Here is a 21,121-nt window from a genome sequence, read left to right as displayed (position 1 = left end):
TCGGACGGGATTTCGAAAGTTACTTTCAGGCAGTGGGAAGGGGCAGTGCATGACGCAGGACACGGCGGGCGGGGGTATCAGCCGGCGGAGGGTCGGCGGTGGGATGCTGGCCCTGGGCGGAGCACTCGCCCTGGCGCCCATCCCGTTCGCGGGCACGGCGTCCGCCACGGAGTCGGGGACGGAGTCGTCGGGGATGCACGCGGGCCGGGGTGCGAAGCCGACGCTGCGGCGCGGTCCGGCCTCCCGTGCCGGACTGCTGCAGGCACCGCTCGACCAGCTGGTCACCGAGGCGGAGCGCTACCTGGCGGCGTCGCCGAAACACCCCTGGTACGCGGGCGCGGTGCTGCTCGCGGGCCGGGGCGGGACGGTGGCGCTGCACCGGCCGATCGGCAAGGCGGTGCGCTACTCGGCGTACGACGAGACCACCGACACCGGGGTGGAGTTCCCCGCGGACCAGCAGATCGCGATGGCCGAGGACACGGTCTTCGACCTGGCCTCCGTCTCCAAGCTGTTCACCTCGATCCTGGCCGTGCAGCAGATCGAGCGCGGCACTCTGGAGCTGGAGGCCACGGTCGCCTCGTACCTTCCGGAGTTCGCCGGCGGCGGCAAGCAGGACATCACGATCCGTCAGCTGCTCACGCACACCTCGGGGTTCACCGCCTGGATCCCGCTCTACAGCGCGCCGACCCGGGAAGGGAAGCTGGAGCTGCTGTGGAAGGAGGTGCCGGCCAACACGCCCGGCACGGTCTACCTCTACTCCGACCTCAACCTGATCTCGCTCCAGCTGGTCCTGGAGAAGCTGACCGGCCGGACCCTGGACGTCCTGCTGCGCGAGCGGATCACCGGCCCGCTCGGAATGCACCGCACCCGCTACAACCCGCCCGCCTCCTGGAAGCCGAAGATCGCCGCGACCGAGGATGCCCGGCTCCCCTGGTCCGGCCTGGACCGCGGCCTGGTCTGGGGCGAGGTGCACGACGAGAACGCGTACAGCCTGGACGGCGTCGCCGGGCACGCCGGAGTGTTCTCCTGCGCCTGGGACCTCGCGGTCCTCGCGCGCACCCTGCTCAACGGCGGGGTCTACGGGCGCGCGCGCATCCTCTCGGAGGACTCGGTCGACCTGCTGTTCACCGACTTCAACACGGCGTTCCCCGGGGACGCGCACGGCCTCGGCTTCGAGCTCTACCAGCACTGGTACATGGGGGCCATGGCCACACCCCGTACGGCGGGCCACACCGGCTTCACCGGCACCAGCCTGGTCCTGGACCCGACCACCGACTCGTTCCTGATCGTGCTGGGCAACTCGGTGCATCCGGTACGGAGCTGGCGCTCCGGCAGCGCGCCGCGCGTCGCCACCGCCAACCAGATGGCGCGGGCGGTCGCGGTCCGGCCGGCCCGGGGCCGTACGGCGTGGTTCTCCGGGATGGCGAGCGCCACCACGGCCACCCTGGCGCTGCCGCCGCTGCCGCTCACCTCCTCGCGCGCCCGGCTGAGCTGTGCGCTGTGGTGGGACACCGAGCCGGCCTCCGACTTCCTTCACCTGGAGGCCTCGACGGACGCAGGCGCCACCTGGCAGCCGGTCCCGTTCACCACCACCCCGACGGGACAAGGCCCGCGCCCGCAGCCCGAGCCGCACCCGGACGGCTCGCTCTCCGGCTGGTCGGGCCGGGTCTGGCACCGCCTCGACGCGGACCTCGCGCCGTGGCGCGGCACCGGGACCGTGCTGCGGTGGCGGTACACGACGGACCAGCTGTACGTGGGCCGCGGGGTGTACGTGGACGCCGTCCGGGTCGAGGACGGCGGCCGTACGGTCTTCGACGAGAGCCGGCCGGGTGACGCCCGGCTCATCACGGCCGAGGGGTGGGCCGCGTCGGCGGACTGACCGTCGCCCCCGCGAAGAACCCGTCGCGGGGACCGGAACGCACGCGTCCCGGTCTCCGTGATGGGTAGGATCACGCCGCACGCCGAGCGGGCGGTCCGAGCCGCGCCGCGTACGGCTCGGAACCGAACCATCGAGGGTGCACGGCATGAGTACATACGGCAACGGTCCATGGGGACCGCCCGGCGGACCCGGCCCCGGACAGCCGGGTCCAGGTCCTCAGCCCACTCCGGGGCCCGGCCCGTACCCGTATCCGTACCCCACCGGTCCCGGCGCCGGGCCCTACCCCCCGGCCGGATCCGTGCCGCCGCAGGGCCCGTACCCGCCGCAGCCGTACGGCCCGCAGCCGCCGGTCCCGCAGCCGCCCCGGCCGCCGCTGTCGCGCGGACAGCGGATCCTCAAGTGCGTCTACAACCCGTTCTACGCGGCTCAGCGCGCCTTCCGCCCCTCGCGTCCGGACACCGTCGAGGATCTGACGGTGCGCAAGCTCCAGAACTGGCGGACCGGGCTCGGCATCGTCGCCTGGCTCGTCCTGGTGATGTCGTACAAGCCGGTCGACAGCGCCAAGGGTGTCGGGGCGGTGGCGGACGACAAGTTCGGCGACAGCTGGATCAGCACGCTCGTCCTGGTGTGCGCCTTCCCGTTCGTGATCGCCGCGTTCGCGTTCGCCGCGCGGGGCAGTCTGCGCGGGCTCTACCTGCGCAGATCCCTCAAGTCCTTCGGGGCGGTGGCGGCGCTGATGGGGTCGATGGCCACGTTCCCCCTCGCCATGGCGCCCGACGCGGCGACCACCGCCTTCCGCGACGCCGTCGGAACCCCCGGCAAGGTCGTGATCATCACGCTCTGCGCGTGGTCGACGGGCTTCGCGCTGTACGGAATCTGGCTCTGCCTCGCGCATGTGTTCCGCACGGCCGACATCCACGAGGTGCTGCCGCCGGTCCTCGCCACGCTGCTGGTCTGGGTGATGGCCGCCCTCGCCATGTTCAACAACGAGAACGCGGAGGTCCCCGCCCTGGCCCGGATCGCCTTCCTGCTCGGCGGTCCGGTGTCGGTGACGGTGCTGTCGTGCTGGGAGCTGTACCGGCTGGGCAAGTACCACGACATGAGCGTGCGCCAGGCGCTGGGGCGCTAGGGCGCTGGGGCGCTGGGGCGCGTCCGTAGCGACCCCGGGGTCACCGGCCCAGTGCCGCCATCGCCGCGTTGTGGCCGGGGACCCCGCTCACCCCGCCGCCGCGCACCGCGCCCGCCCCGCACAGCAGGACGTTGGGGTACGCGGTCTCCACGCCCCAGCGGCCGGTGGTCTCCGTGGCGTAGGGGAAGGCGAGGTCGCGGTGGAAGATGTGGCCGCCGGGCAGGCGCAGGTCGCGTTCCAGGTCGAGCGGGGTCTTCGCCTCGATGCACGGTTCGCCGTTCGCGTCGAGCGCCAGGCAGTCGGCCAGCGGCTCCTCCAGATGCGCGTCGAGCTCGGTGAGGGTGGCCCGGAGCAGGGTGGCGCGGGCGGTGTCGTTGTCGTCGGCGAAGAGGCGGGCCGGGGTGTGCAGGCCGAAGAGCGTCAGGGTCTGGTAACCCCGGGCGGCGAGGTCCGGGCCGAGGATCGAGGGGTCCGTCAGGGAGTGGCAGTAGATCTCCGACGGCGGCGCTGCGGGCAGCCGGCCGGCCGACGCGTCCCGGTGGGCGGCGGCCAACTGCCCGTACCCCTCCGCGATGTGGAACGTACCGGCGAACGCCTCGCGCGGGTCGACGGACCGGTCGCGGAGCCGGGGCAGCCGGGTGAGCAGCATGTTCACCTTGAGCTGGGCGCCCTCGGCGGGCGCCGGCGGCTCGTCCCCGAGGAGGGCGGCGAGTGCCTGCGGGGAGGCGTTGACCAGGACCCGGTGGGCGCCGACGGTGTGTTCGCCGTCGTCCGTGCGTACGGTCAGCTCGGCGCGCGTCCCGTCGGTGTCGATCCGCAGCGCCTCGTGGCCGGTACGGATCTGTGCGCCGGCGGCCAGGGCTGCCCCGGCGAGGGCGTCGGTGAGCGCGCCCATGCCGCCGACCGGGACGTCCCAGTCGCCGGTGCCGCCGCCGATCACGTGGTAGAGGAAGCAGCGGTTCTGGAGGAGTGAGGCGTCGTGGGCGTCGGCGAACGTGCCGATCAGCGCGTCGGTGAGGACGACGCCGCGCACGAGGTCGTCCGCGAAGTGCTCCTCGACGGCGACGCCGATGGGCTCCTCGAACAGCATGCGCCAGGCGTCCGCGTCGCCGATCCGCTCCCGCAGCGCCTCACGGGCGGGCAGCGGTTCGGTCAGGGTCGGGAAGACATCGCGGGCGACCCGCCCGGTCATCGCGTAGAAGCGCTGCCACGCCTCGTACTCGCGGTCCGAGCCGGTGAGTGCGGCGAAGGAGTCGCGGGTTCCGTCGCCGCCGACGAGGAGGCCGGTGGGCCGTCCGTCGCGGACGGCGGGGGTGTACGAGGAGACGGTCCGCTTGCGTACGGCGAAGTCCAGTCCGAGGTCGCGGACGATCTTCCGCGGGAGCAGCGAGACGAGGTAGGAGTAGCGGGAGAGCCGGGCGTCGACACCGGCGAAGGGACGGGTCGAGACGGCCGCCCCCCCGGTGGCCGCGAGCCGTTCCAGGACCAGCACCCGCTGTCCGGCACGGGCCAGATAGGCCGCCGCGACCAGGCCGTTGTGGCCGCCGCCCACGATCACCGCGTCAAAGCTCTCCCGTACCGTCATGCCCCTTGGTAACACGCCACGGGCGGCCGGGCCAGGGCGTGTGACGGGTCAGAGCCGCGGCCCGCCGACCCGCTGCCGCAGCGCGGCCACCTCGCGGTAGAGGTCGGCGGCCTCACGGGTGCGGCCCAGCTGTTCGAGGCAGTGGGCCTCGTCGTCGCGGCCGGCGAGCGTGTCGGGGTGGCCGGCCCCCAGCAGCCGGGCGCGTGCCTCGGCGACCTGCCGGTAGACGGTGAGCGCGTCGGTCCAGCGGCCCAGCCAGCCAAGGGCGACGGCGACCTCGCGGCGGCTGACGAGGGTGTCGGGGTGGTCGGGGCCGAGGACGTGTTCACGGGCGGCGCACACGGCCTGCGCCTCCGCCAGGGCCTCGTCCCAGCGGGCCAGCCGCCCGAGGTTGACGCCCAGTCCGTGGCGGGCGCGCAGGGTCTCCGGGTCGGCCGGCCCGTTGACCCGGCTGCGGTCGGCGACGAGCGCGCCGTACAGTTCCAGCGCGTCGGCGCTGCGGCCGAGCCGTCCCAGGCTGATGCCGACCTCGTAGCGGGTGGCGAGGGTGTCCGGGTGGTCGGAGCCGAGCAGCCGGGTCCGCGCCTCGGCGACCTGCCGGTAGGTGTGCAGCGCCTCGGTCCACCGGCCGAGCCGGCCCAGCGCGTAACCGACCTCGTAGAGCGTGACGAGGGTGTCGGGGTGATCGGCCCCCAGCACCCGGGCGCGGGCCGAGGCCACGTCGCGGGCCATGCGGTAGGAGTCCTCCAGGTGTCCCAGCCTGCTCAGGCTGAAGGCCAGGTTGTGGCGGCAGCGCAGGGTGTCGGGGTGGTCCGGGCCCGCCGCGCGCTCCCATGACACCAGCACGGCGGCGTGGAGTTCGTGGGCCTCGGCGTGCCGGCCGAGGCGGCCGAGCGCGTACGCCATCTGCTGCCGGGCTGCGAGGGTTTCGGCGTGGTCGGGGCCCAGGACGCGGGCGCGGTCGTCGGCGAGGCGGCCGAACTCGCGCAGCGCGCGCTCGGCCCGGCCCTTGCGGCCGGGGCCCGCGCCCGGGATCTCGTGGGCGGGGGCGGGGCCCGGTGCGGGAGCCTGTCCGGCACCGGTGGTCCAGGTGCGGGTCAGGCCCGCCGAGTGGTCGGGCGGCGTCAACGGGGTCACCGCGCCCGTCGCCTTGGGGCCGCCGGTTACCGTGCGGGCCCAGTCGGGCAACGGCGGCGCGGGGGCGGGCGTCCGACCGGACAGGGCGACCGGGACGGGCGGGGCGAGCGGCACCTCACCGGTCGGCTCGATGAAGGGCTGCTCCCCGGTGCGGCCGACGGCGATGCGGCGGCGCAGGTCGTGGGCGTCGGACGGGCGCTCCTCCGGGGTCTTGGCGAGCAGGTCCAGGACGACCCGGTCGAAGAACCCGGGCAGTTCGGCGCGGTGGGAGCGCAAGGGCTCGGGCGGGGTGTCGCGGTGGCCGACGAGGATGCCCCAGGAGTCCGCCATGTCGAAGGGCGGGGCGCCGGTCGCGATCTCGTACAGCACACAGCCCAGCGAGTAGAGGTCGCTGCGGTGGTCGACCTGGCCGCCGCTGATCTGCTCCGGCGACATGTAGTGCGGGGTGCCCATGGCGACGCCGACGCCGGTGAGCCGGGAGGTGACGGGGATGCCGTGGCCGGGCCTGGCGATGCCGAAGTCGCAGATCTTCACCGTTCCGTCGGACAGCCGCATGATGTTGGCGGGCTTGAGGTCGCGGTGGACGATGCCCTGTTGATGGGTGTAGCCGAGGGCGTCGGCGACCTGTTCGGCGATGTCGACGATGTCGTCCACCGGCAGCGGGTGCTGCTCGTTGTCCTCCAGGAGCTGGCTGAGGTTGCGGCCGTCCAGCAGTTCCATCACGAGGTAGAGCACGCCCTCGTACTCGCCGAAGTCGTGCACGACGGTGACGCCCCGGTGCTGGAGGGCGGCGGCGACCCTGGCCTCGCGGCGGAAGCGTTCGCGGACGATGCGGGTGTAGTCGTCGTCCTGCTGCGCGCTCATGGGCTTGAGGCATTTGACGGCGACCTGGCGGCCCAGCGATTCGTCACGGGCGCGCCAGACCTCGCCCATGCCGCCGCGCCCGATCAGGTCGAGCAGCCGGTACCGGCTCTGGATCAGCCTGGTTTCCGCCATCCCTGTTGCCGCCCCCGTCGTTCCGCCTGCTGCCGCCGCGCCCTCCCCGGCCCGTCCAGTATGGCTGCCTGCCTCTTCAGTGTGTACGGGGTGGGGCGGCTGCCGGGTCCCAGGCGCGCCATCGCGTTCATGATGTGACCTGGCGGAAGCCGCCAGCGCAGCCGCGCGGGAACGGCGCGCAGGAGTGCCCCGGTGGTACGCAGCCGCCGGTCGACGGCGGCGGGCGACGGCGCCGTCCTGCCGTACAGCTCGTGGGCGAACGGCGGCAGCGACTGGTAGGCGAGGGCGGCCACATGCCGCCACAGCAGGGCGCGCGCCGGTACGAGGAGGGGCGGTACGGGTGGCCGGCGCAGGAAGTCGTCGACGTCCCTCGCCTCCGGGGTCCCGGCGAGCTGCGGCCGTACCCGGGCGAAGTAGCCGTCCATCTCGGCGGTCGTCGCGGGTACGTCGTCCGGGTCGAGGCCGACGAGGCGGGCGCTGTGCCGGTGTTCACCGATGTACTGGTCGGCCTGCCGGGCGGTGAGCGGGTAGCCGGAGCGGCGCAGGACCTGGAGGTAGGAGTCGGCCTCGGCGCAGTGCACCCACAGCAGCAGCTCGGGCTCGTCGACACCGTGGGTGCGGCCGGTCGCCGGGTCGGTGACCTTGAGGTGCCGGTGGATCTTCCGGACCCGGGCGCCCGCCTTCTCGGCGGCCTCGGTGGTGCCGTACGTGATCGTGCCGACGAATCCGGCCGTGCGCATGAGCCGGCCCCAGGCGTCCTCGCGGAAGTCCGAGTTCTGCATCACCCCGAGCACGGCGAGGGGGTGGAGCGCCTGGAGGTAGAGGGCGCGCACGCCGGCGACCCACATCATCGGGTCGCCGTGCAGCTGCCAGGTGACCGACGAGGGGCCGAAGAGTCCGGGGTCGGCGTCCGTCATGTGCGTGTCCCTCCCGTTCTGCGGCGGCCCGGTGGCGGGGTCACCGGAGACCACCAGTGTGGCCGGGCTCGGGCGCGGTGGGCACCCCGCCACCAGGGAGTCGGGCGGGAGGGGTCCGGAGGCGGTCCAGGAGGGCCGCCTCCGCGGTGTCGGAATGCGTGCCCTGCCAGCTGGACAGGGGCACGGCCCGCAGATGGCGGCCCTGCGGGTCGAGGAGGTGGCCGGCGAGCTTCATCGGCCACAGCGTGAGCGCCCGGTCGGCGACCGTCAGTTCGGGATGGCGCGCGGTGAGCCGGGCCTCGAAGGCGCCGATGTCGTCGACCGAACGCAGCCAGGCGGCGAGCAGCAGGTTGTGCGGGCCGGTCAGGGAGGCACAGAGCCGGATCTCGCGGATCTGGCTGATGCTCTTGGCGAGCTGCGGCGCCCGGCTCTGCGGCACCGCCGCCCAGTACGAGACGGAGACCGGCCAGCCGGAGAGCGACCGCGCCACCTCGCAGCGGTAGGCGAGCGCCCGGTCGGCGTCGAGGCGGTCGAGGCGGCGGCGGACGGTCGTGGGGCTCAGTCCGGTGCGCTCCGCGAGGTGGGCGACGGGCCGGCGCGGGTCCTCGCCGAGGACGCGGACCAGTTCCTGGTCGCGCTCGGGGACGGCGCGGGTGGGCTGCCGGTTCGGGGCCGGCGGTGCGAGTCTGCGGCGCTGCTCGTCGGTGAGGCGGTCGAGCCGCCAGCGACTGCCCTCGGTGTGCAGGGTGGTGGCGACCTGGGTGCGGGAGGCCGCGACGCCGTCGAGCGCGCCGAGGCGGAACCCGACGTACCGGGCCAGCTGGGCGTTGTCCGCGAAGACCGCCGTGACCAGAAGGTCCCGGCTGCCGCTGACGTGCTCCAGATTGAACACGTGCGGGTCGTCCGCGATGTGCCCGGCCACCTCGTGCAGCCGCCCGGAGACGCAGTCGACCTCGATGAACGCGACCAGGGCCGGGGTGTCCGGGCTGATCGCCGCGACGGCCGGATGCACCCCGATCCAGGCGTGGCCGGCCCGGGTGAGCCGGGACCAGCGCCGGGCGACCGTCGAGGCGTCGATGTCCAGGACGTCACCGATGGTCCGCCAGTCCGCGCGCGGCGCGATCTGGAGCGCGGTGACGAGCAGCAGGTCGACCTCGTCGAGCACGGTCCGCCTCCGGGTGGTTGTGGCGTCGACAGGGGCGGTGGTGGTGGTTGTCGGCAAATGATCTGCTTGATGCGGAGGATACCCGCACGACGGCAGGTCCGATCGGCCGGATCGGCACCATACCAGGCATGTTCGAACGCACTGACGCCCTCGCCATCGAAGACTCCCTGGTCCGCCTGCGCCACGCACTGCACCGGCAGCCGGAACTCGGCCTCGACCTCCCCCGGACCCAGCGGACGGTCCTGGACGCCCTGGCCGGACTGCCCCTGGAGATCACGACGGGCCAGAAACTCAGCTCGGTCACCGCCGTGCTGCGCGGCGGCCTGCCCGGACCCGCCGTGCTCCTGCGCGGCGACATGGACGCGCTGCCCGTGCAGGAGGACAGCGCGGTGCCGTACGCCTCCGAGGTACCCGGGCGGATGCATGCCTGCGGCCACGACGTGCACACCGCGGGTCTGGTGGGGGCGGCCCGGCTGCTGTCCGCGCGGCGCGAGGAGCTGGCGGGCGATGTCGTGTTCATGTTCCAGCCCGGCGAGGAGGGCATGGACGGTGCCCGGCTGATGATCGACGAGGGCGTGCTCGACGCGGCGGGCTCCCGGGTCGTCGCCGCGTACGCGCTCCACGTCACCTCGGCCGTGCTGCCCGCCGGCACGGCCGCCGTACGGCCGGGCCCGGTGCTCGCCGCCTCCGATGACGTGACCGTCCGGGTGACGGGGGCCGGCGGTCACGGCTCCTCGCCGCACCTGGCCCAGGACCCGGTGCCGGCCGTCTGCGAGATGGTCACGGCGCTCCAGACGATGGTCACGCGCACCGTCGACATCTTCGACCCGGCCGTCATCACGGTGGGCTCGCTGCACGCGGGGTCGGCCGGCAACGTCATCCCCGGGACCGCCGAATTCACCGCCACCATCCGGTCGTTCTCCGAGGAGACCCGGGCCCGGGTCCGGGCCGGCGTCGGGCGGACCGTGCGCGGGATCGCCGCCGCGCACGGCCTGAGCGTCGACGTCGACCAGCGGGACGGCTACCCGGTGACCGTGAACGACGCCGACGAGGCCGCGTTCGCCCTGCGCACCGCGCGGGAACTCCTCGGCGCCACGCAGGTCTCCGAGGCGCCGCGCCCGATGGCCGGCTCCGAGGACTTCTCGTACGTGCTGCGCGAGGTCCCGGGGGCGTTCCTCGGCCTCGGCGCGTGCCCGCCCGGCCGCGATCCGTCGGCCGCGCCGATGAACCACTCCGAGCAGGCGGTCTACGACGACCGGTCGGTGACGGACGCCGCTCTGCTGCTGGCCGGGCTCGCCGCGAGCCGCCTCCGGCAGGCTGCGGACCGGTCGGCCGTCCGAGCCGCCGCCGTCACCACTGAGGAGGCTTCATGAGCACCACCGAGTCCGTGCGGCCCGCCTCCACCGGGGCCGCTCCCCCGCCCTCCGCGTCCGTCGGCGCGGTCGTGGGACTGCTGATCCTTTTCGAGATGACCAGCGGGTTCCTCCAGGGCGGCATCGCCCCGCTGCTGCCGGACATCGGTACGGAGCTGGGGATGGCCGACGCCGACCTCAACTGGGTCATCGCCGCCCAGCTCCTCGCCGCCGCCGTGTCCGTGCCCGCCTTCGGCCGGCTCGGCGATGTGTACGGGCACCGCCTCATGCTGCGGGTCTCGCTGATCTGCGTCGCCGTCGGCTCACTGCTGGTGGCCTTCGCCCCGTCGCTGCCCGTGCTGCTGGCCGGCCGGGTGCTGCTGGGCCCGCTCGCCGCCCTGCTGCCTCTGGAGATCGCCCTCGTACGCGACCGGCTCTCCGTGGAACGCGCCCGCGGCGCCATCGCACGCCTCGTCGGCGCGCTCACCCTCGGGACGCTGCTGGGCGGGGTCGTCATGGGCCTGGCGCACAAGGCGACGGGCGACGTACGGATCACCCTGCTGCTGCCGGCCGTGCTGGCGGTGCTGTGCGTGCCGGTCTCGTTCCTCGCGATCCCGGAGTCCACGAGGACGCCCGGCGCCCGGCTCGACTGGCCGGGCGTGGGCCTGCTGAGCCTGGCCATGCTCCTGCTGCTCGCGGGCATCTCGGCGGCGAAGAGCGGTCCGCTGCTCTCCGGCGCGGTGCTCGTCCCGGTTCCGCTCGCCCTGCTGACCGGTGCCGTGTGGGCCGTACGTGAGCTGCGGGTGCCCGATCCGCTGGTGGATCTGCGGGCGCTGGCCGACCGCAGTGTCGCCCCGTACTTCCTGTGCGCGGCGGCCTTCGGTGTCGTCTACTTCGGCAGCATGGCCCCGGACTCCACCTTCCTGGCGGCGGACCCGGAGCGTACCGGTTACGGCTTCGGGCTCTCCGCCCTCGCCATCTCGCTGATCATCCTGCCCGCCGGCGTGGCGGCCGTCATCGGCTCCTCGCTGACCGCGCGCATCGCGGGGCGCCTCGGCTACCGCCCCGCGCTGATCGTCTCGTTCGCCCTGATCGGCGTGAGCTTCCTGGCCACGGCCGCGTTCCACACGGCGATCTGGCAGCTGGTGGCGGCGAAGGTGCTGGCCGGGGCCGGCATCGGTGTGGCGCTCGGTGCGCTGCCCACGGTGATCGCCGAGGCCGGCGCCCCCTCCCGTACGGGCATCACCACGGCCCTGTACAACAACGTGAAGACCCTGGGCGGCGCGATCGCCGGAGCCGTCATCGCCGTCGTCCTGGCGACCCCGGCGACGGAGACGGGGAGCGCCGTCACCGATACCCAGGAGGCGGCGAGCGAGTCCGGGTACGTCACGGTCTGGCTGCTGTGCGCCCTGCTGTCCCTGGGCGCGGCAGCGGCGGCGGCCTCCGCACGTCGCGGGGCGGCGGGCTGAAGCGGGCGGGACGGGCGGGCTGAAGCAGACGAGGGTGGCGGGCTGAAGCGCGGGGCAGCCTTCTTGTCATACTGCTCCGATGATCGAACTGCCCTCCCCCGTACTGGATTCCCTCGCCGGACTCGCCTTCGGTGACGCGTTCGGCGACCGCTGGTTCGGCATCCTGCGCCGCGAGGGCCCGGCGGCCCTGGAGACGCGGATCCTTCCCCCGGAGACCGTGTGGCGGTGGAGCGACGACACCGCCCAGGCGCTGGTCCTGGTCCGCGAGCTCGCCGAGGGCGGCGGCACCGTCGACCAGGACCGGTTCGCCCGGCGCCTGGCCGAGGAGTACGCGGCCGACACGCACCGCGGCTACGGCGCCTCGATGCACGACGTCCTGCGCCGGTTCGGCGCGGGCGAGTCCTGGCATGCGGTGGTGACCGCGCAGTTCGAGGGCATGGGCTCCTGGGGCAACGGGGCGGCGATGCGCGTCGCCCCGCTCGGCGCCTGGCACGCGGCCGACCTCGACGCCGTCGCCGACCAGGCCGCGCGCCAGAGCGTCGTCTCGCACAGCCACCCGGAGGCGGCCGCCGGTGCGGTGGCGGTCGCCCTGGCAGCGGCGCTGGCGACCCGCAGCCGGGGCGGGCCGGCGCCGGAACGCGCGGACTTCCTGCGGGAGGTCGCCGCGCTCCTGCCCGACAGCGACGTCCGCTCGGGCATCCGTATCGCGGCCCGGATGCCGGCCCACACCTCCCTCCGCCACGCGGCGGAGGTCCTGGGCTCGGGCTACCGGATGTCCGGGCCCGACACCGTTCCCTTCGCCCTCTGGTGCGCGGCGGGGCACCTGGACGACCTGGAGGAAGGGCTGTGGCGCACGGTCGAGGGGCGCGGTGACATCGACACCACGTGCGCCATCGCGGGCGGAGTGATCGCGGCCCGCACGGGCGTCGCGGCCCTCCCGGAATCCTGGCACACGGCCCGCGAACCGCTGCCCCGCATCGTCCCGGGCGCCGGCTCCGACGCCTGACCGGGGCCCGAACGGCGTCTGGGGGGGTCCGCCTGTTGCCGCGCGACCGCCGGCTCAGCGCTTGACGGCGCGCAGCACCACGAACTTCGGGTCGCCCGCCACTGTGGTGCAGTTGCCGAACACGCGGCGCAGGGTGGTGTGGTGGCCGAGGTGCCGGTTGGCGACCACCCACAGCTCGCCGCCCCGGCGCAGCGCGTGCCGCGCCCCGTGGAACATGGTCCGGGCAGTGGCGTCCGTGGTGGCCTGGTGCGAGTGGAACGGCGGGTTGTTGAGGACGAGGTCCGCGCTGCCGGGCTCGGCACCGGACAGGCCGTCCCCGACGACGAAGCGGGCCTCGGCGCCGGGGCCGGTGTTGCTCCGGAACGTCTCCTCGGCGGAGGCGACGGCCTGGTGGGACTCGTCGACGAAGGTGACGGTGGCCTCGGGGTTGGCGAGCGCGGCGGCGAGGCCGACGACGCCGTTGCCGCAGCCGAGGTCCACGACCCGGTCCGGGCCGGTGCGGGCCGGCAGGTGCTTGAGGAAGAAGCGGGTGCCGATGTCGAGACGGTCGGCGCAGAAGATCCCCGCGTGGTTGGTGACGGTGCGCCCGGCGGCCGGTCCGGCGTCGGCGGGCAGCTCGTAGCGCAGCGGCCAGGGGCTGGGGGTGCGGGGCAGGGCCGGGTCCGGAGTGCAATGGATGAGCCGGGCCTTGCGGACCGCGAGGGAGGTGCGGGTGGGACCGATGATCCGCTCGAACAGGTTGAGCGTGGAGGTGTGGATCTCCTTGACCATGCCGGTGCCGATGACGACGGTACCGGCGTGCACGAAGGGCGCGAGCCGGTACAGCTGGTCCTCCAGGAACGCGAGGCTCTTCGGTACGCGTACGAGCAGCACGTCGACACGGTCCGGAGGGGTGTCGCGCGGGGACAGCAGGCGCACCGCGTCGGCGGGCACCCCGTTCCGCTCCAGGTTCGCGCCGGTCGCCCGCTGCCCGAGGTAGGAGTCGCTGATCTGCACGGGGCGGTGCCCGGAAAGCACGGTGCTCAGGGCGCCCCAGCGGTCCCCGACCACGACGACGTTCCCCGAGACGTCGACCGCCTCCTCCTGAAGGTGCTGGAGGAGGTAGGCGTCGGCCGCGTCCCAGGCGCGGAACGGGTCGCGGGGGTCCTCGGGGAAGCGGGCGAGGTCGTAACCCGCCTCTGACGTCGTCAAACGGTTCATTGTGCGTTCAGGCTAACCGAGCCGTGCCCGGCGCCCGTAACCGCCGACGGCGCGACGGTCGCGGGCCGCCGCGCCGCGCCGCCGTCTACGGCAGCAGCTTGTCGATGGCGGCCCGGCCCTCCCTGGCCAGGGTGCGGCGCGCCCACTCGAGATTCTGCGGAGTCAGGTCGCGCCCCGACGCGAGCACCAGGTCCTCCGCCGAGGGGTTGTCGCTGGCGCCGGTGTGCAGAAGGGCGTCCGGGGTCACGCCCCGGGTACTGGATACGGAATCGGACTCGTCGCTCATGCCGCCTCCTTGTCCTTCCCGTCATTCTCGCCCGCCACCGGCGCTCCCGCATCCGTGGCCGGGCGGGGTCACGAAGGAGGTCCCGGGCCCTCACTTGACCTGCACATGATAGATACGGCGTGTTCACACATCGTGACGGTCCGCATGGAAGGCTCCCGCGTACACATAGCGGACACGACCACCGCGGAGCCGTCCCCCACCCCGTGACGGCGCCGCGGTGCGCGTATTCCCGGAGAGGACACCCCACATGTCCCGTCGTCACCTTCCCCTGCGCCGCACCCTGCCCGCCGCGCTCGCCGCTCTCGCGGTGCTGACCGGCACGGCGGCCGCCGCGCCCGCTCCGACGCCACCACCGACCGCCGCCTCCCCGCTCGCCGCGCTCGACGACACGTACTACCAGGACGCGACCGGCAAGACCGGCGCCGCGCTCAAGAGCGCGCTGCACACGATCATCAGCGACCAGAGCAAGCTCACGTACAGCCAGGTGTGGGACGCCCTCAAGGACACCGACGAGGACCCGGCCAACTCCTCGAACATCATCGAGCTCTACACCGGCCGCTCGGAACCCAAGAGCAACAACGGCGGCAACTCCGGCCAGTGGAACAGGGAGCACGTCTGGGCCAAGTCGCACGGCGACTTCGGCACAGCCACCGGCCCCGGCACCGACATCCATCACCTGCGCCCGTCCGACGTCCAGGTCAACTCCACGCGCGGCAACAAGGACTTCGACAACGGCGGTACGGAACTGAGCGACGCGCCCGGCAACTACACCGACAGCGACTCCTTCGAACCGCGCGACGCCGTCAAGGGTGACGTGGCCCGGATGATCCTCTACATGGCGGTGCGCTACGAGGGCGACGACGCCTTCCCCGACCTGGAACCCAACGACAGCGTGTCGAACGGCTCCTCACCGCACATCGGCCGGCTCTCCGTCCTGAAGGCATGGAGCCAGGAGGACCCGCCGGACTCCTTCGAGAAGCGGCGCAACGACGTCATATACGAGCAGTACCAGCACAACCGCAACCCGTTCGTGGACCACCCCGAGTGGGTGGAGGCCATCTGGTGACGGACCCGCGCTGAACCACCGCGAGGCCGTCGGCCGTCAGCTCCGCTCCGCCTGGGCGATCCGGGGGAACGACTTGACGCCGGCGGCCTTGCGGCTGTTCGCGTGCTCACTGACCGTCCGGTCGGTGGGCGCGTCCGGGAAGCCGAGCACCACGGAGTCCAGCACCTTGCCCGACGCGTCGACGAACTCCACGCGCACGGCGAAGAACGCCGGCTTGTCGCTCCGGTTGGTCACCCGCACCAGCGCGCTGCGGAACTGCTCCCCGGGCCGGACCGCGATGCCGTTGACGGAGACGTCGTCGACCGCGTTGCCCTTGCCGTCGACGTCCTTGAGGGTGGCCACGGCCTTCTGCCGGTTGCGCTCGACGTCGGCGGAGACCGAGGCCGCGAACTCCTCCTGGGTGCGCCCACTGCCGGTCGGGCTCGGGCTCGCCGTCGGCTCGGCGGAGATCGTACGGGTACTGCGGGCCTCGCCCGCCGCCGGACTGCCGGAGCCGCTGCAGGCGGCTGCGCCCGCGACGAGCACCGCGACGAGCACGGCGGGGGTCAGGCCGCGGGACACACGGCCTCGGAGGGGGCGCCGCGCGGGGCCGGTCGGATTCACAAACGCTCCGTCCACTGAAGCGGGCACGGGGAAGCAGGGCTTCTCGCACCCGGGATGACCAACTCGCCCATATTAGGATCAAAAGGTATGAATTGACTCGTTGAATCACCCGCTCCGCGCGCAGTGCGCACTTCCCCGGGAGGGAACTGATGGACACGGACGCCCTGACCGCCGGCCTGCTGCAGGAGCTGCGCAGGGCCAGGCCCTATCCGGCTCTGTCCCTGACCATGCCGACCCACCGGCGCGCCCCGGACAACGCCCAGGACGCCGTACGGCTGCGCAACCTGCTGTCCGAGGCGCACAACAGGCTGGAGGCCGATCCGGCGGTCAGCCGCGAGACGTGCGCCGCGATCAAGCAGCAGCTCGAACGCGCGGTCGACGAGCTCGATCCGCGCCGGGCGCTGGACGCGCTAGTGCTCTTCGCGACCGCCGACGAGTTCCAGATCTGGCGACTGCCGCGTACCGCACCCGAACGAGTGGTGCTGAGCGACAGCTACCTCACCCGCAACCTGGTCTCCGCGAAGGCGCAGGCGCGGCCCTTCTGGGCGCTGACCGTGGCCGCCGACCACGCCGCTCTCTTCAGCGGCACAACCGAATCCGCGCAGGAGGCACACATCGGCGGCTTCCCGCTGACGGCCCCGCGCGAGGAGTTCAACCCGCAGCGCATGGAGCGGACCGGCGACACCCCGAGCACCTTCGCCAACGAGGACACCAAGCTCTTCCTGCGCACGGTCGACGAGAAGCTGCGCGCCGTCCTGGCCACCGACCCGCGTCCGCTGTATCTGGTCGGCATCGCCCCGGCGCTCGCCCTGTTCGACGAGGCGGGCCAGTGCGCGAAGGACGCGGTGGGCCGGGTCACCAAGGGCGCCCCCGCCGACAACGCGCCCCGCGACCTGCTCACCGAGCTGCGCCCTGCCCTGGAGGCCCGGCGCGCGCACTTCGCGAAGGAGATCGAGGGCCGGCTCGACGCGGCGCGCGGCCGGAAGGCGTTCGCCGGCGGGCTCGACGAGGTGTGGGCCGCCGTGCGTGAGGGCCGGGTGGGCCTGTTGGCGGTGGAGGAGCACTACCAGCAGACGGTCCGGGTCGACCAGGAGCACCTGAAGCCGGTGACCGACGACGTGGTCGACCCGGCCGACGGGAACGTCCGTGAGGACATCGTCGACGAGCTGGTCGAGGCGGCGCTCGACAGCGGCGCGGAGGTCTACTTCGTCGCCGACGACTCGCTCAAGGGGCACGGGCGGATCGCGGCGGAACTGCGCTTCTGACCCTGCCCGGCAACACGGAGCGGGCCCGGACGGTGATCTCCGTCCGGGCCCGCTCCGTGTTGCCGGGGGATTCAGCCCTCCCAGGACCAGTCGGCCACTTCGGGCAGGTCGGTGCCGTGCTCCCGGATCCAGGCGTGGTGACGGGTGCGCGTGTCCGCCATCTCCTGACGCACCGCCACGGCACGCACGCCCAGGCCGGGGACCCGGTCGATGACGTCCATGACCAGCCGGTAGCGGTCGAGGTCGTTGCGGACGACCATGTCGAAGGGCGTGGTGGTGGTGCCCTCCTCCTTGTAGCCCCGCACGTGCAGGTCGCCGTGGCCCTCGCGGCGGTAGGCCAGCCGGTGGATCAGCCAGGGGTAGCCGTGGTACGCGAAGATGACCGGCCTGCCCCGGGTGAACAGCGCGTCGTACTCGGAGTCCGGCATGCCGTGCGGGTGCTCGGAGTGCGGCATGAGCCGCGCCATGTCGACGACGTTGACCACCCGCACCGCCAGGTCCGGCAGATGGCGCCGCAGGAGCTGGGCGGCCGCCAGGGTCTCCAGGGTGGGTACGTCCCCGGCGCAGGCGAGGACGACGTCGGGTTCGCGGCTGCCGTCCTCGGTGCCCGCCCACTCCCAGACACCGGCCCCGCGCGCGCAGTGCACCCGGGCCTGGTCCAGGGTGAGCCAGTCGAAGCTCGGCTGCTTGCCCGCCACGATGACGTTGACGTAGTCCCGGCTGCGCAGGGCGTGGTCCGCCGCGGAGAGCAGGGTGTTGGTGTCCGGTGGCAGGTAGACGCGGACGACTTCGGGGCTCTTGTTGAGGATGTGGTCCACGAAGCCCGGGTCCTGGTGCGAGAAGCCGTTGTGGTCCTGGCGCCAGACGTGCGAGGTGAGCAGGTAGTTGAGGGAGGCGATGGGGCGGCGCCAGGCAAGGCGGCGCGCGGTGCGCAGCCACTTGATGTGCTGGTTGACCATCGAGTCCACGATGTGCGCGAAGGCCTCGTAGCAGGAGAACAGCCCGTGCCGGCCGGTCAGCAGATAGCCCTCCAACCAACCCTGGCACAGGTGCTCGGACAGGACCTCCATCACCCGGCCGTCGCGCGCGAGGTGCTCGTCGGTGGGGAGCGTACGGGCCTGCCAGGCCTTGCCGCTCGCCTCGTAGACCGCGTCGAGCCGGTTGGACGCGGTCTCGTCGGGGCCCACGAGGCGGAAGTCCCTGCGGTCGGCGGTCGCCGCCATGACCGCCTCCAGCAGACCGCCCAGCACCCGGGTCGGCTCCCGCAGGGAACTGCCCGGCCGGGCCACGGGGACGGCGAACCCGTCCAGGTCCGGAATGGGCAGGTCCCGCAGGAGCAGGCCGCCGTTCGCGTACGGGGTGGCGCCGAGGCGGGCCGCGCCCTCGGGGACGCAAGCCAGCACCTGTGCGGTGGGGCGGCCCTCGGCGTCGAAGAGTTCGTCCGGCCGGTAGGACCGCATCCACGCCTCCAGCTGGCGCAGGTGGTCCGGGTTGTCGCGGACGCCGGGCAGCGGGACCTGGTGGGCGCGCCAGGTGCCTTCGACGGGCAGGCCGTCGACCTCGGCGGGGCCGGTCCAGCCCTTCGGGGTGCGCAGCACGATCATCGGCCAGCGCGGACGCTCCGTGTCACCGCCGGTGCGGGCGGCGGCCTGGATCTCCTCGATGCGGTCGGCTGCGCGGTCCATCGCGAGGGCCATCGCCCGGTGCACAGCGCGCGGGTCGTCGCCCTCCACGTACAGGGGGTCGTGCCCGTAGCCCCGCAGCAGGGCGTCGAGTTCGGTGTGCGGGAGGCGGGCGAGCACCGTCGGGTTGGCGATCTTGTAGCCGTTGAGGTGGAGGACGGGCAGGACGGCCCCGTCGTGGACCGGATCGAGGAACTTGTTGGCGTGCCAGGACCCGGCGAGCGGTCCGGTCTCCGCCTCGCCGTCCCCGATGACGCAGGTGACCAGCAGCTCCGGGTGGTCGAGGGCGGCGCCGTAGGCGTGGGCGAGGGAGTAGCCGAGTTCGCCGCCCTCGTGGATGGAGCCGGGCGTCTCGGGGGCGACGTGGCTCGGGACACCGCCGGGGAAGGAGAACTGCTTGAACAGCAGCCCCATGCCTTCCGCGTCCCGGCCGACGTCCGGGTACGTCTCGGAGTAGCTGCCCTCCAGCCAGGAACCGGCGAGGACGGCGGGGCCGCCGTGGCCGGGGCCCCAGATGCACAGCGCCCGGGTGCCGCGTGCGCCGATGAGGCGGTTGAGGTGGGTGTACACAAGGTTGAGCCCCGGTGAGGTGCCCCAGTGGCCGAGCAGCCGGGGCTTGATGTGCTCGGGGGCGAGCGGCCGGGTCAGCAGGGGGTTGTCCATCAGGTAGATCTGCCCGACGGCCAGATAGTTGGCGGCCCGCCAGTGCGCGTCGAGGGCATCCAGCTCCTCGTCACAGGGGCCGGCCGGCGCGGGCGGTGGGGCGTCGCTCATGGTCACCTCTCTGCGGGCGGGTGCGGGGGCGTCGCTCGTACGGTCACCGGGGCTCGGCGCCGTACCAGACGGTGGTGGCGTTGCAGAACTCGCGGATGCCGTGTCCGGCGAGCTCACGCCCGTAGCCCGAGCGCTTGACCCCGCCGAAGGGCAGCGCGGGGTGGGAGGCGGTCATGCCGTTGAAGAAGACGCCGCCGGCCTGGAGGTCCCGGACACAGCGCTCGGTCTCGGCGGCGTCGCGGGTCCACACGTTGGAGCTGAGTCCGAAAGGGGTGTCGTTGGCGACTTCCACGGCCTCGTCGAGGCTGTCCACGCGGTAGAGGGTGGCGACCGGGCCGAAGGTCTCCTCGCGGTGGATGCGCATGCCGGGCGTGATGCCGGCGAGGACGGTGGGGGCGTAGAACCAGCCGTTCTGCAGACCGCCGCTCAGGCCCTCGGGCCGGCCGCCGCCGCAGAGGACCTCGGCGCCCCGGTCCACGGCGTCGTCGACAAGTTCCTCCAGGTCGGCGCGGCCCTGCTCGCTGGCGAGCGGTCCGACGTCGGTGGTCTCCTCCAGCGGGTCGCCGACGGTCAGTTCGCGCATGCCGACGGTGAAGCGCTCGGCGAACTCCTCGTAGACCTGGGTGTGCACGATGAACCGCTTGGCGGCGATGCACGACTGGCCGTTGTTCTGGGCGCGGGCGGTGACGGCGACGCGGGCGGCCTTCGCGACGTCCGCCGAGGGCAGGACGAGGTAGGGGTCGCTGCCGCCGAGCTCCAGGACGGTGTGCTTGACCTCGTCGCCGGCGATCGCGGCGACGGAGCGGCCGGCCGGCTCGCTGCCGGTCAGGGTGGCGGCGGCCACCCGGTGATCGCGCAGGATGCCCTCGACGGCCTTCGAGCCCACGAGCAGTGTCTGGAAGCAGCCGGCCGGGAATCCGGCGCGGTGGAAGAGGTCGCCCAGGTACAGCGCGGTCTGCGGCACGTTCGACGCGTGCTTCAGCAGGCCCGTGTTGCCTGCCATCAGGGCGGGGGCGGCGAAGCGCACGACCTGCCAGAGCGGGAAGTTCCACGGCATCACGGCGAGCACCGGGCCCAGCGGCCGGTAGCGGACGTAGGCGCGCACGGCGCCGGAGTCCTCGACATCGGCGGGCGCGGGATGTTCGTCGGCGAGCAGTTCCTCGGCGCGGGCGGCGTACCAGCGCATCGCCTTGGCGCACTTCGCGGCCTCGGCGCGGGCGGCCGTGACCGGTTTCCCCATCTCCAGGGTCATGGTGCGCGCGATGTCCTGCTGGTCCTCGTCCAGGAGGTCGGCGGCGCGGTTGAGCATCCGGGCCCGTTCGGCGAACGTGGTGGTGCGGTAGTCGCGGAAGGCGGCGTCGGCCGCGGCGATCCGCTTCTCGATCTCGTCGTCCTCCAGCGCGTCGAACGTCCTGAGCGTCTCGCCGTTCGCGGGGTTGACCGTCGCGATGGGCATGCCTGTGGCCTCCTTGCCTGGATACTTCGACCGTGCCGCGCGCCGGGCCCGCTCGCAACGCGGGCCGGGGCACGGAGGGCCCCCGCCACCGGATACCCGGCCGGCGCGGATCATGCGTGCCCGGGGGCATGCGATCCGCGCCGGCCGGGTATCC

The 21,121-nt window shown here is 73.4% G+C and carries 16 protein-coding genes; 7 read left to right on the top strand and 9 right to left on the bottom strand.

Going from position 1 to position 21,121, the window contains the following annotated elements; genetic code table 11:
* Positions 1-49: 49 nt before the first annotated feature.
* Both EAO73_RS12670 and EAO73_RS12665 read left to right on the top strand, forming a co-directional pair.
* Positions 50-1,879 carry a serine hydrolase domain-containing protein gene (locus EAO73_RS12670; RefSeq protein WP_147971632.1) on the top strand — a complete coding sequence of 610 codons (1,830 nt, stop codon included), beginning with the start codon at positions 50-52 and terminating at the stop codon, positions 1,877-1,879.
* Between the two features lie 298 nt (positions 1,880-2,177).
* Positions 2,178-3,008 (top strand): hypothetical protein, encoded by an 831-nt coding sequence (locus tag EAO73_RS12665; RefSeq protein WP_224756262.1) that lies wholly within the window; start codon positions 2,178-2,180, stop codon positions 3,006-3,008.
* Between the two features lie 40 nt (positions 3,009-3,048).
* Here the strand turns inward: EAO73_RS12665 and EAO73_RS12660 are convergent, their stop codons facing one another.
* The 4 genes from EAO73_RS12660 to EAO73_RS12645 are packed head-to-tail and all read right to left on the bottom strand — an operon-like array spanning position 3,049 to position 8,808.
* Positions 3,049-4,593 carry a phytoene desaturase family protein gene (locus EAO73_RS12660; RefSeq protein WP_147971630.1) on the bottom strand — a complete coding sequence of 515 codons (1,545 nt, stop codon included), beginning with the start codon at positions 4,591-4,593 and terminating at the stop codon, positions 3,049-3,051.
* 48 nt (positions 4,594-4,641) lie between these two features.
* Positions 4,642-6,726, bottom strand: coding sequence for a protein kinase domain-containing protein (locus tag EAO73_RS12655; RefSeq protein WP_147971629.1), 2,085 nt, complete (start codon positions 6,724-6,726; stop codon positions 4,642-4,644).
* On the bottom strand, positions 6,708-7,643 hold the full coding sequence (locus tag EAO73_RS12650) for an oxygenase MpaB family protein (protein WP_147971628.1): 936 nt from the start codon (positions 7,641-7,643) through the stop codon (positions 6,708-6,710). Before EAO73_RS12650 ends, EAO73_RS12655 begins: the two co-directional genes overlap by 19 nt.
* 40 nt (positions 7,644-7,683) lie before the next feature.
* Positions 7,684-8,808, bottom strand: coding sequence for an Lrp/AsnC family transcriptional regulator (locus tag EAO73_RS12645; protein WP_147971673.1), 1,125 nt, complete (start codon positions 8,806-8,808; stop codon positions 7,684-7,686).
* Between the two features lie 128 nt (positions 8,809-8,936).
* On the opposite strand from EAO73_RS12645, the gene EAO73_RS12640 reads away from it, so the two are divergent.
* The 3 genes from EAO73_RS12640 to EAO73_RS12630 all read left to right on the top strand — a co-directional run bounded on the left by EAO73_RS12640 (position 8,937) and on the right by EAO73_RS12630 (position 12,635).
* Entirely contained in the window at positions 8,937-10,181 is a 1,245-nt protein-coding gene (locus EAO73_RS12640) for a M20 metallopeptidase family protein (RefSeq protein ID WP_147971627.1), read from the top strand.
* On the top strand, positions 10,178-11,629 hold the full coding sequence (locus tag EAO73_RS12635; protein ID WP_147971626.1) for an MFS transporter: 1,452 nt from the start codon (positions 10,178-10,180) through the stop codon (positions 11,627-11,629). Before EAO73_RS12640 ends, EAO73_RS12635 begins: the two co-directional genes overlap by 4 nt.
* 79 nt (positions 11,630-11,708) lie before the next feature.
* Complete coding sequence (locus tag EAO73_RS12630; RefSeq protein WP_147971625.1) at positions 11,709-12,635, top strand: ADP-ribosylglycohydrolase family protein; 927 nt, start codon at positions 11,709-11,711, stop codon at positions 12,633-12,635.
* 54 nt (positions 12,636-12,689) lie between these two features.
* Here EAO73_RS12630 and EAO73_RS12625 read toward each other — a convergent pair whose 3' ends face one another.
* On the bottom strand, positions 12,690-13,835 hold the full coding sequence (locus EAO73_RS12625; RefSeq protein WP_147971624.1) for a methyltransferase: 1,146 nt from the start codon (positions 13,833-13,835) through the stop codon (positions 12,690-12,692).
* A gap of 85 nt (positions 13,836-13,920) precedes the next feature.
* Complete coding sequence (locus EAO73_RS12620; RefSeq protein ID WP_147971623.1) at positions 13,921-14,121, bottom strand: hypothetical protein; 201 nt, start codon at positions 14,119-14,121, stop codon at positions 13,921-13,923.
* A 247-nt stretch (positions 14,122-14,368) separates the two neighbouring features.
* Here EAO73_RS12620 and EAO73_RS12615 point away from each other — a divergent pair, with 247 nt between their 5' ends.
* On the top strand, positions 14,369-15,187 hold the full coding sequence (locus EAO73_RS12615) for an endonuclease I family protein (RefSeq protein ID WP_147971622.1): 819 nt from the start codon (positions 14,369-14,371) through the stop codon (positions 15,185-15,187).
* Positions 15,188-15,223: 36 nt separating this feature from the next.
* Here EAO73_RS12615 and EAO73_RS12610 read toward each other — a convergent pair whose 3' ends face one another.
* Positions 15,224-15,748, bottom strand: coding sequence for a hypothetical protein (locus EAO73_RS12610; protein WP_224756261.1), 525 nt, complete (start codon positions 15,746-15,748; stop codon positions 15,224-15,226).
* 191 nt (positions 15,749-15,939) lie between these two features.
* On the opposite strand from EAO73_RS12610, the gene EAO73_RS12605 reads away from it, so the two are divergent.
* A complete protein-coding gene (locus EAO73_RS12605) occupies positions 15,940-17,055 on the top strand; it encodes a chemotaxis protein (protein ID WP_147971620.1) in 1,116 nt (371 codons plus the stop codon).
* Positions 17,056-17,126: 71 nt separating this feature from the next.
* Here the strand turns inward: EAO73_RS12605 and EAO73_RS12600 are convergent, their stop codons facing one another.
* Positions 17,127-19,511: a phosphoketolase gene (locus EAO73_RS12600; RefSeq protein ID WP_147971619.1), complete on the bottom strand. Its 2,385-nt coding sequence runs from the start codon at positions 19,509-19,511 to the stop codon at positions 17,127-17,129.
* A 43-nt stretch (positions 19,512-19,554) separates the two neighbouring features.
* A complete protein-coding gene (locus tag EAO73_RS12595) occupies positions 19,555-20,967 on the bottom strand; it encodes an NADP-dependent succinic semialdehyde dehydrogenase (protein WP_147971618.1) in 1,413 nt (470 codons plus the stop codon).
* Positions 20,968-21,121: the final 154 nt, after the last annotated feature.

The organism is Streptomyces sp. col6, assembly GCF_008042035.1.
GTDB lineage: Bacteria > Actinomycetota > Actinomycetes > Streptomycetales > Streptomycetaceae > Streptomyces.
This window is presented reverse-complemented; position numbering and strand designations above follow the sequence as displayed.

Bases quoted from the DNA above. Each gene is read 5' to 3' on its own strand.
- EAO73_RS12650 (WP_147971628.1), bottom strand. From the start codon at position 7,643: ATGACGGACGCCGACCCCGGACTCTTCGGCCCCTCGTCGGTCACCTGG.
- EAO73_RS12655 (WP_147971629.1), bottom strand. From the start codon at position 6,726: ATGGCGGAAACCAGGCTGATCCAGAGCCGGTACCGGCTGCTCGACCTG.
- EAO73_RS12630 (WP_147971625.1), top strand. From the start codon at position 11,709: ATGATCGAACTGCCCTCCCCCGTACTGGATTCCCTCGCCGGACTCGCC.
- EAO73_RS12635 (WP_147971626.1), top strand. From the start codon at position 10,178: ATGAGCACCACCGAGTCCGTGCGGCCCGCCTCCACCGGGGCCGCTCCC.
- EAO73_RS12595 (WP_147971618.1), bottom strand. From the start codon at position 20,967: ATGCCCATCGCGACGGTCAACCCCGCGAACGGCGAGACGCTCAGGACG.
- EAO73_RS12600 (WP_147971619.1), bottom strand. From the start codon at position 19,511: ATGAGCGACGCCCCACCGCCCGCGCCGGCCGGCCCCTGTGACGAGGAG.
- EAO73_RS12625 (WP_147971624.1), bottom strand. From the start codon at position 13,835: ATGAACCGTTTGACGACGTCAGAGGCGGGTTACGACCTCGCCCGCTTC.
- EAO73_RS12620 (WP_147971623.1), bottom strand. From the start codon at position 14,121: ATGAGCGACGAGTCCGATTCCGTATCCAGTACCCGGGGCGTGACCCCG.
- EAO73_RS12640 (WP_147971627.1), top strand. From the start codon at position 8,937: ATGTTCGAACGCACTGACGCCCTCGCCATCGAAGACTCCCTGGTCCGC.
- EAO73_RS12615 (WP_147971622.1), top strand. From the start codon at position 14,369: ATGTCCCGTCGTCACCTTCCCCTGCGCCGCACCCTGCCCGCCGCGCTC.
- EAO73_RS12660 (WP_147971630.1), bottom strand. From the start codon at position 4,593: ATGACGGTACGGGAGAGCTTTGACGCGGTGATCGTGGGCGGCGGCCAC.
- EAO73_RS12670 (WP_147971632.1), top strand. From the start codon at position 50: ATGACGCAGGACACGGCGGGCGGGGGTATCAGCCGGCGGAGGGTCGGC.
- EAO73_RS12605 (WP_147971620.1), top strand. From the start codon at position 15,940: ATGGACACGGACGCCCTGACCGCCGGCCTGCTGCAGGAGCTGCGCAGG.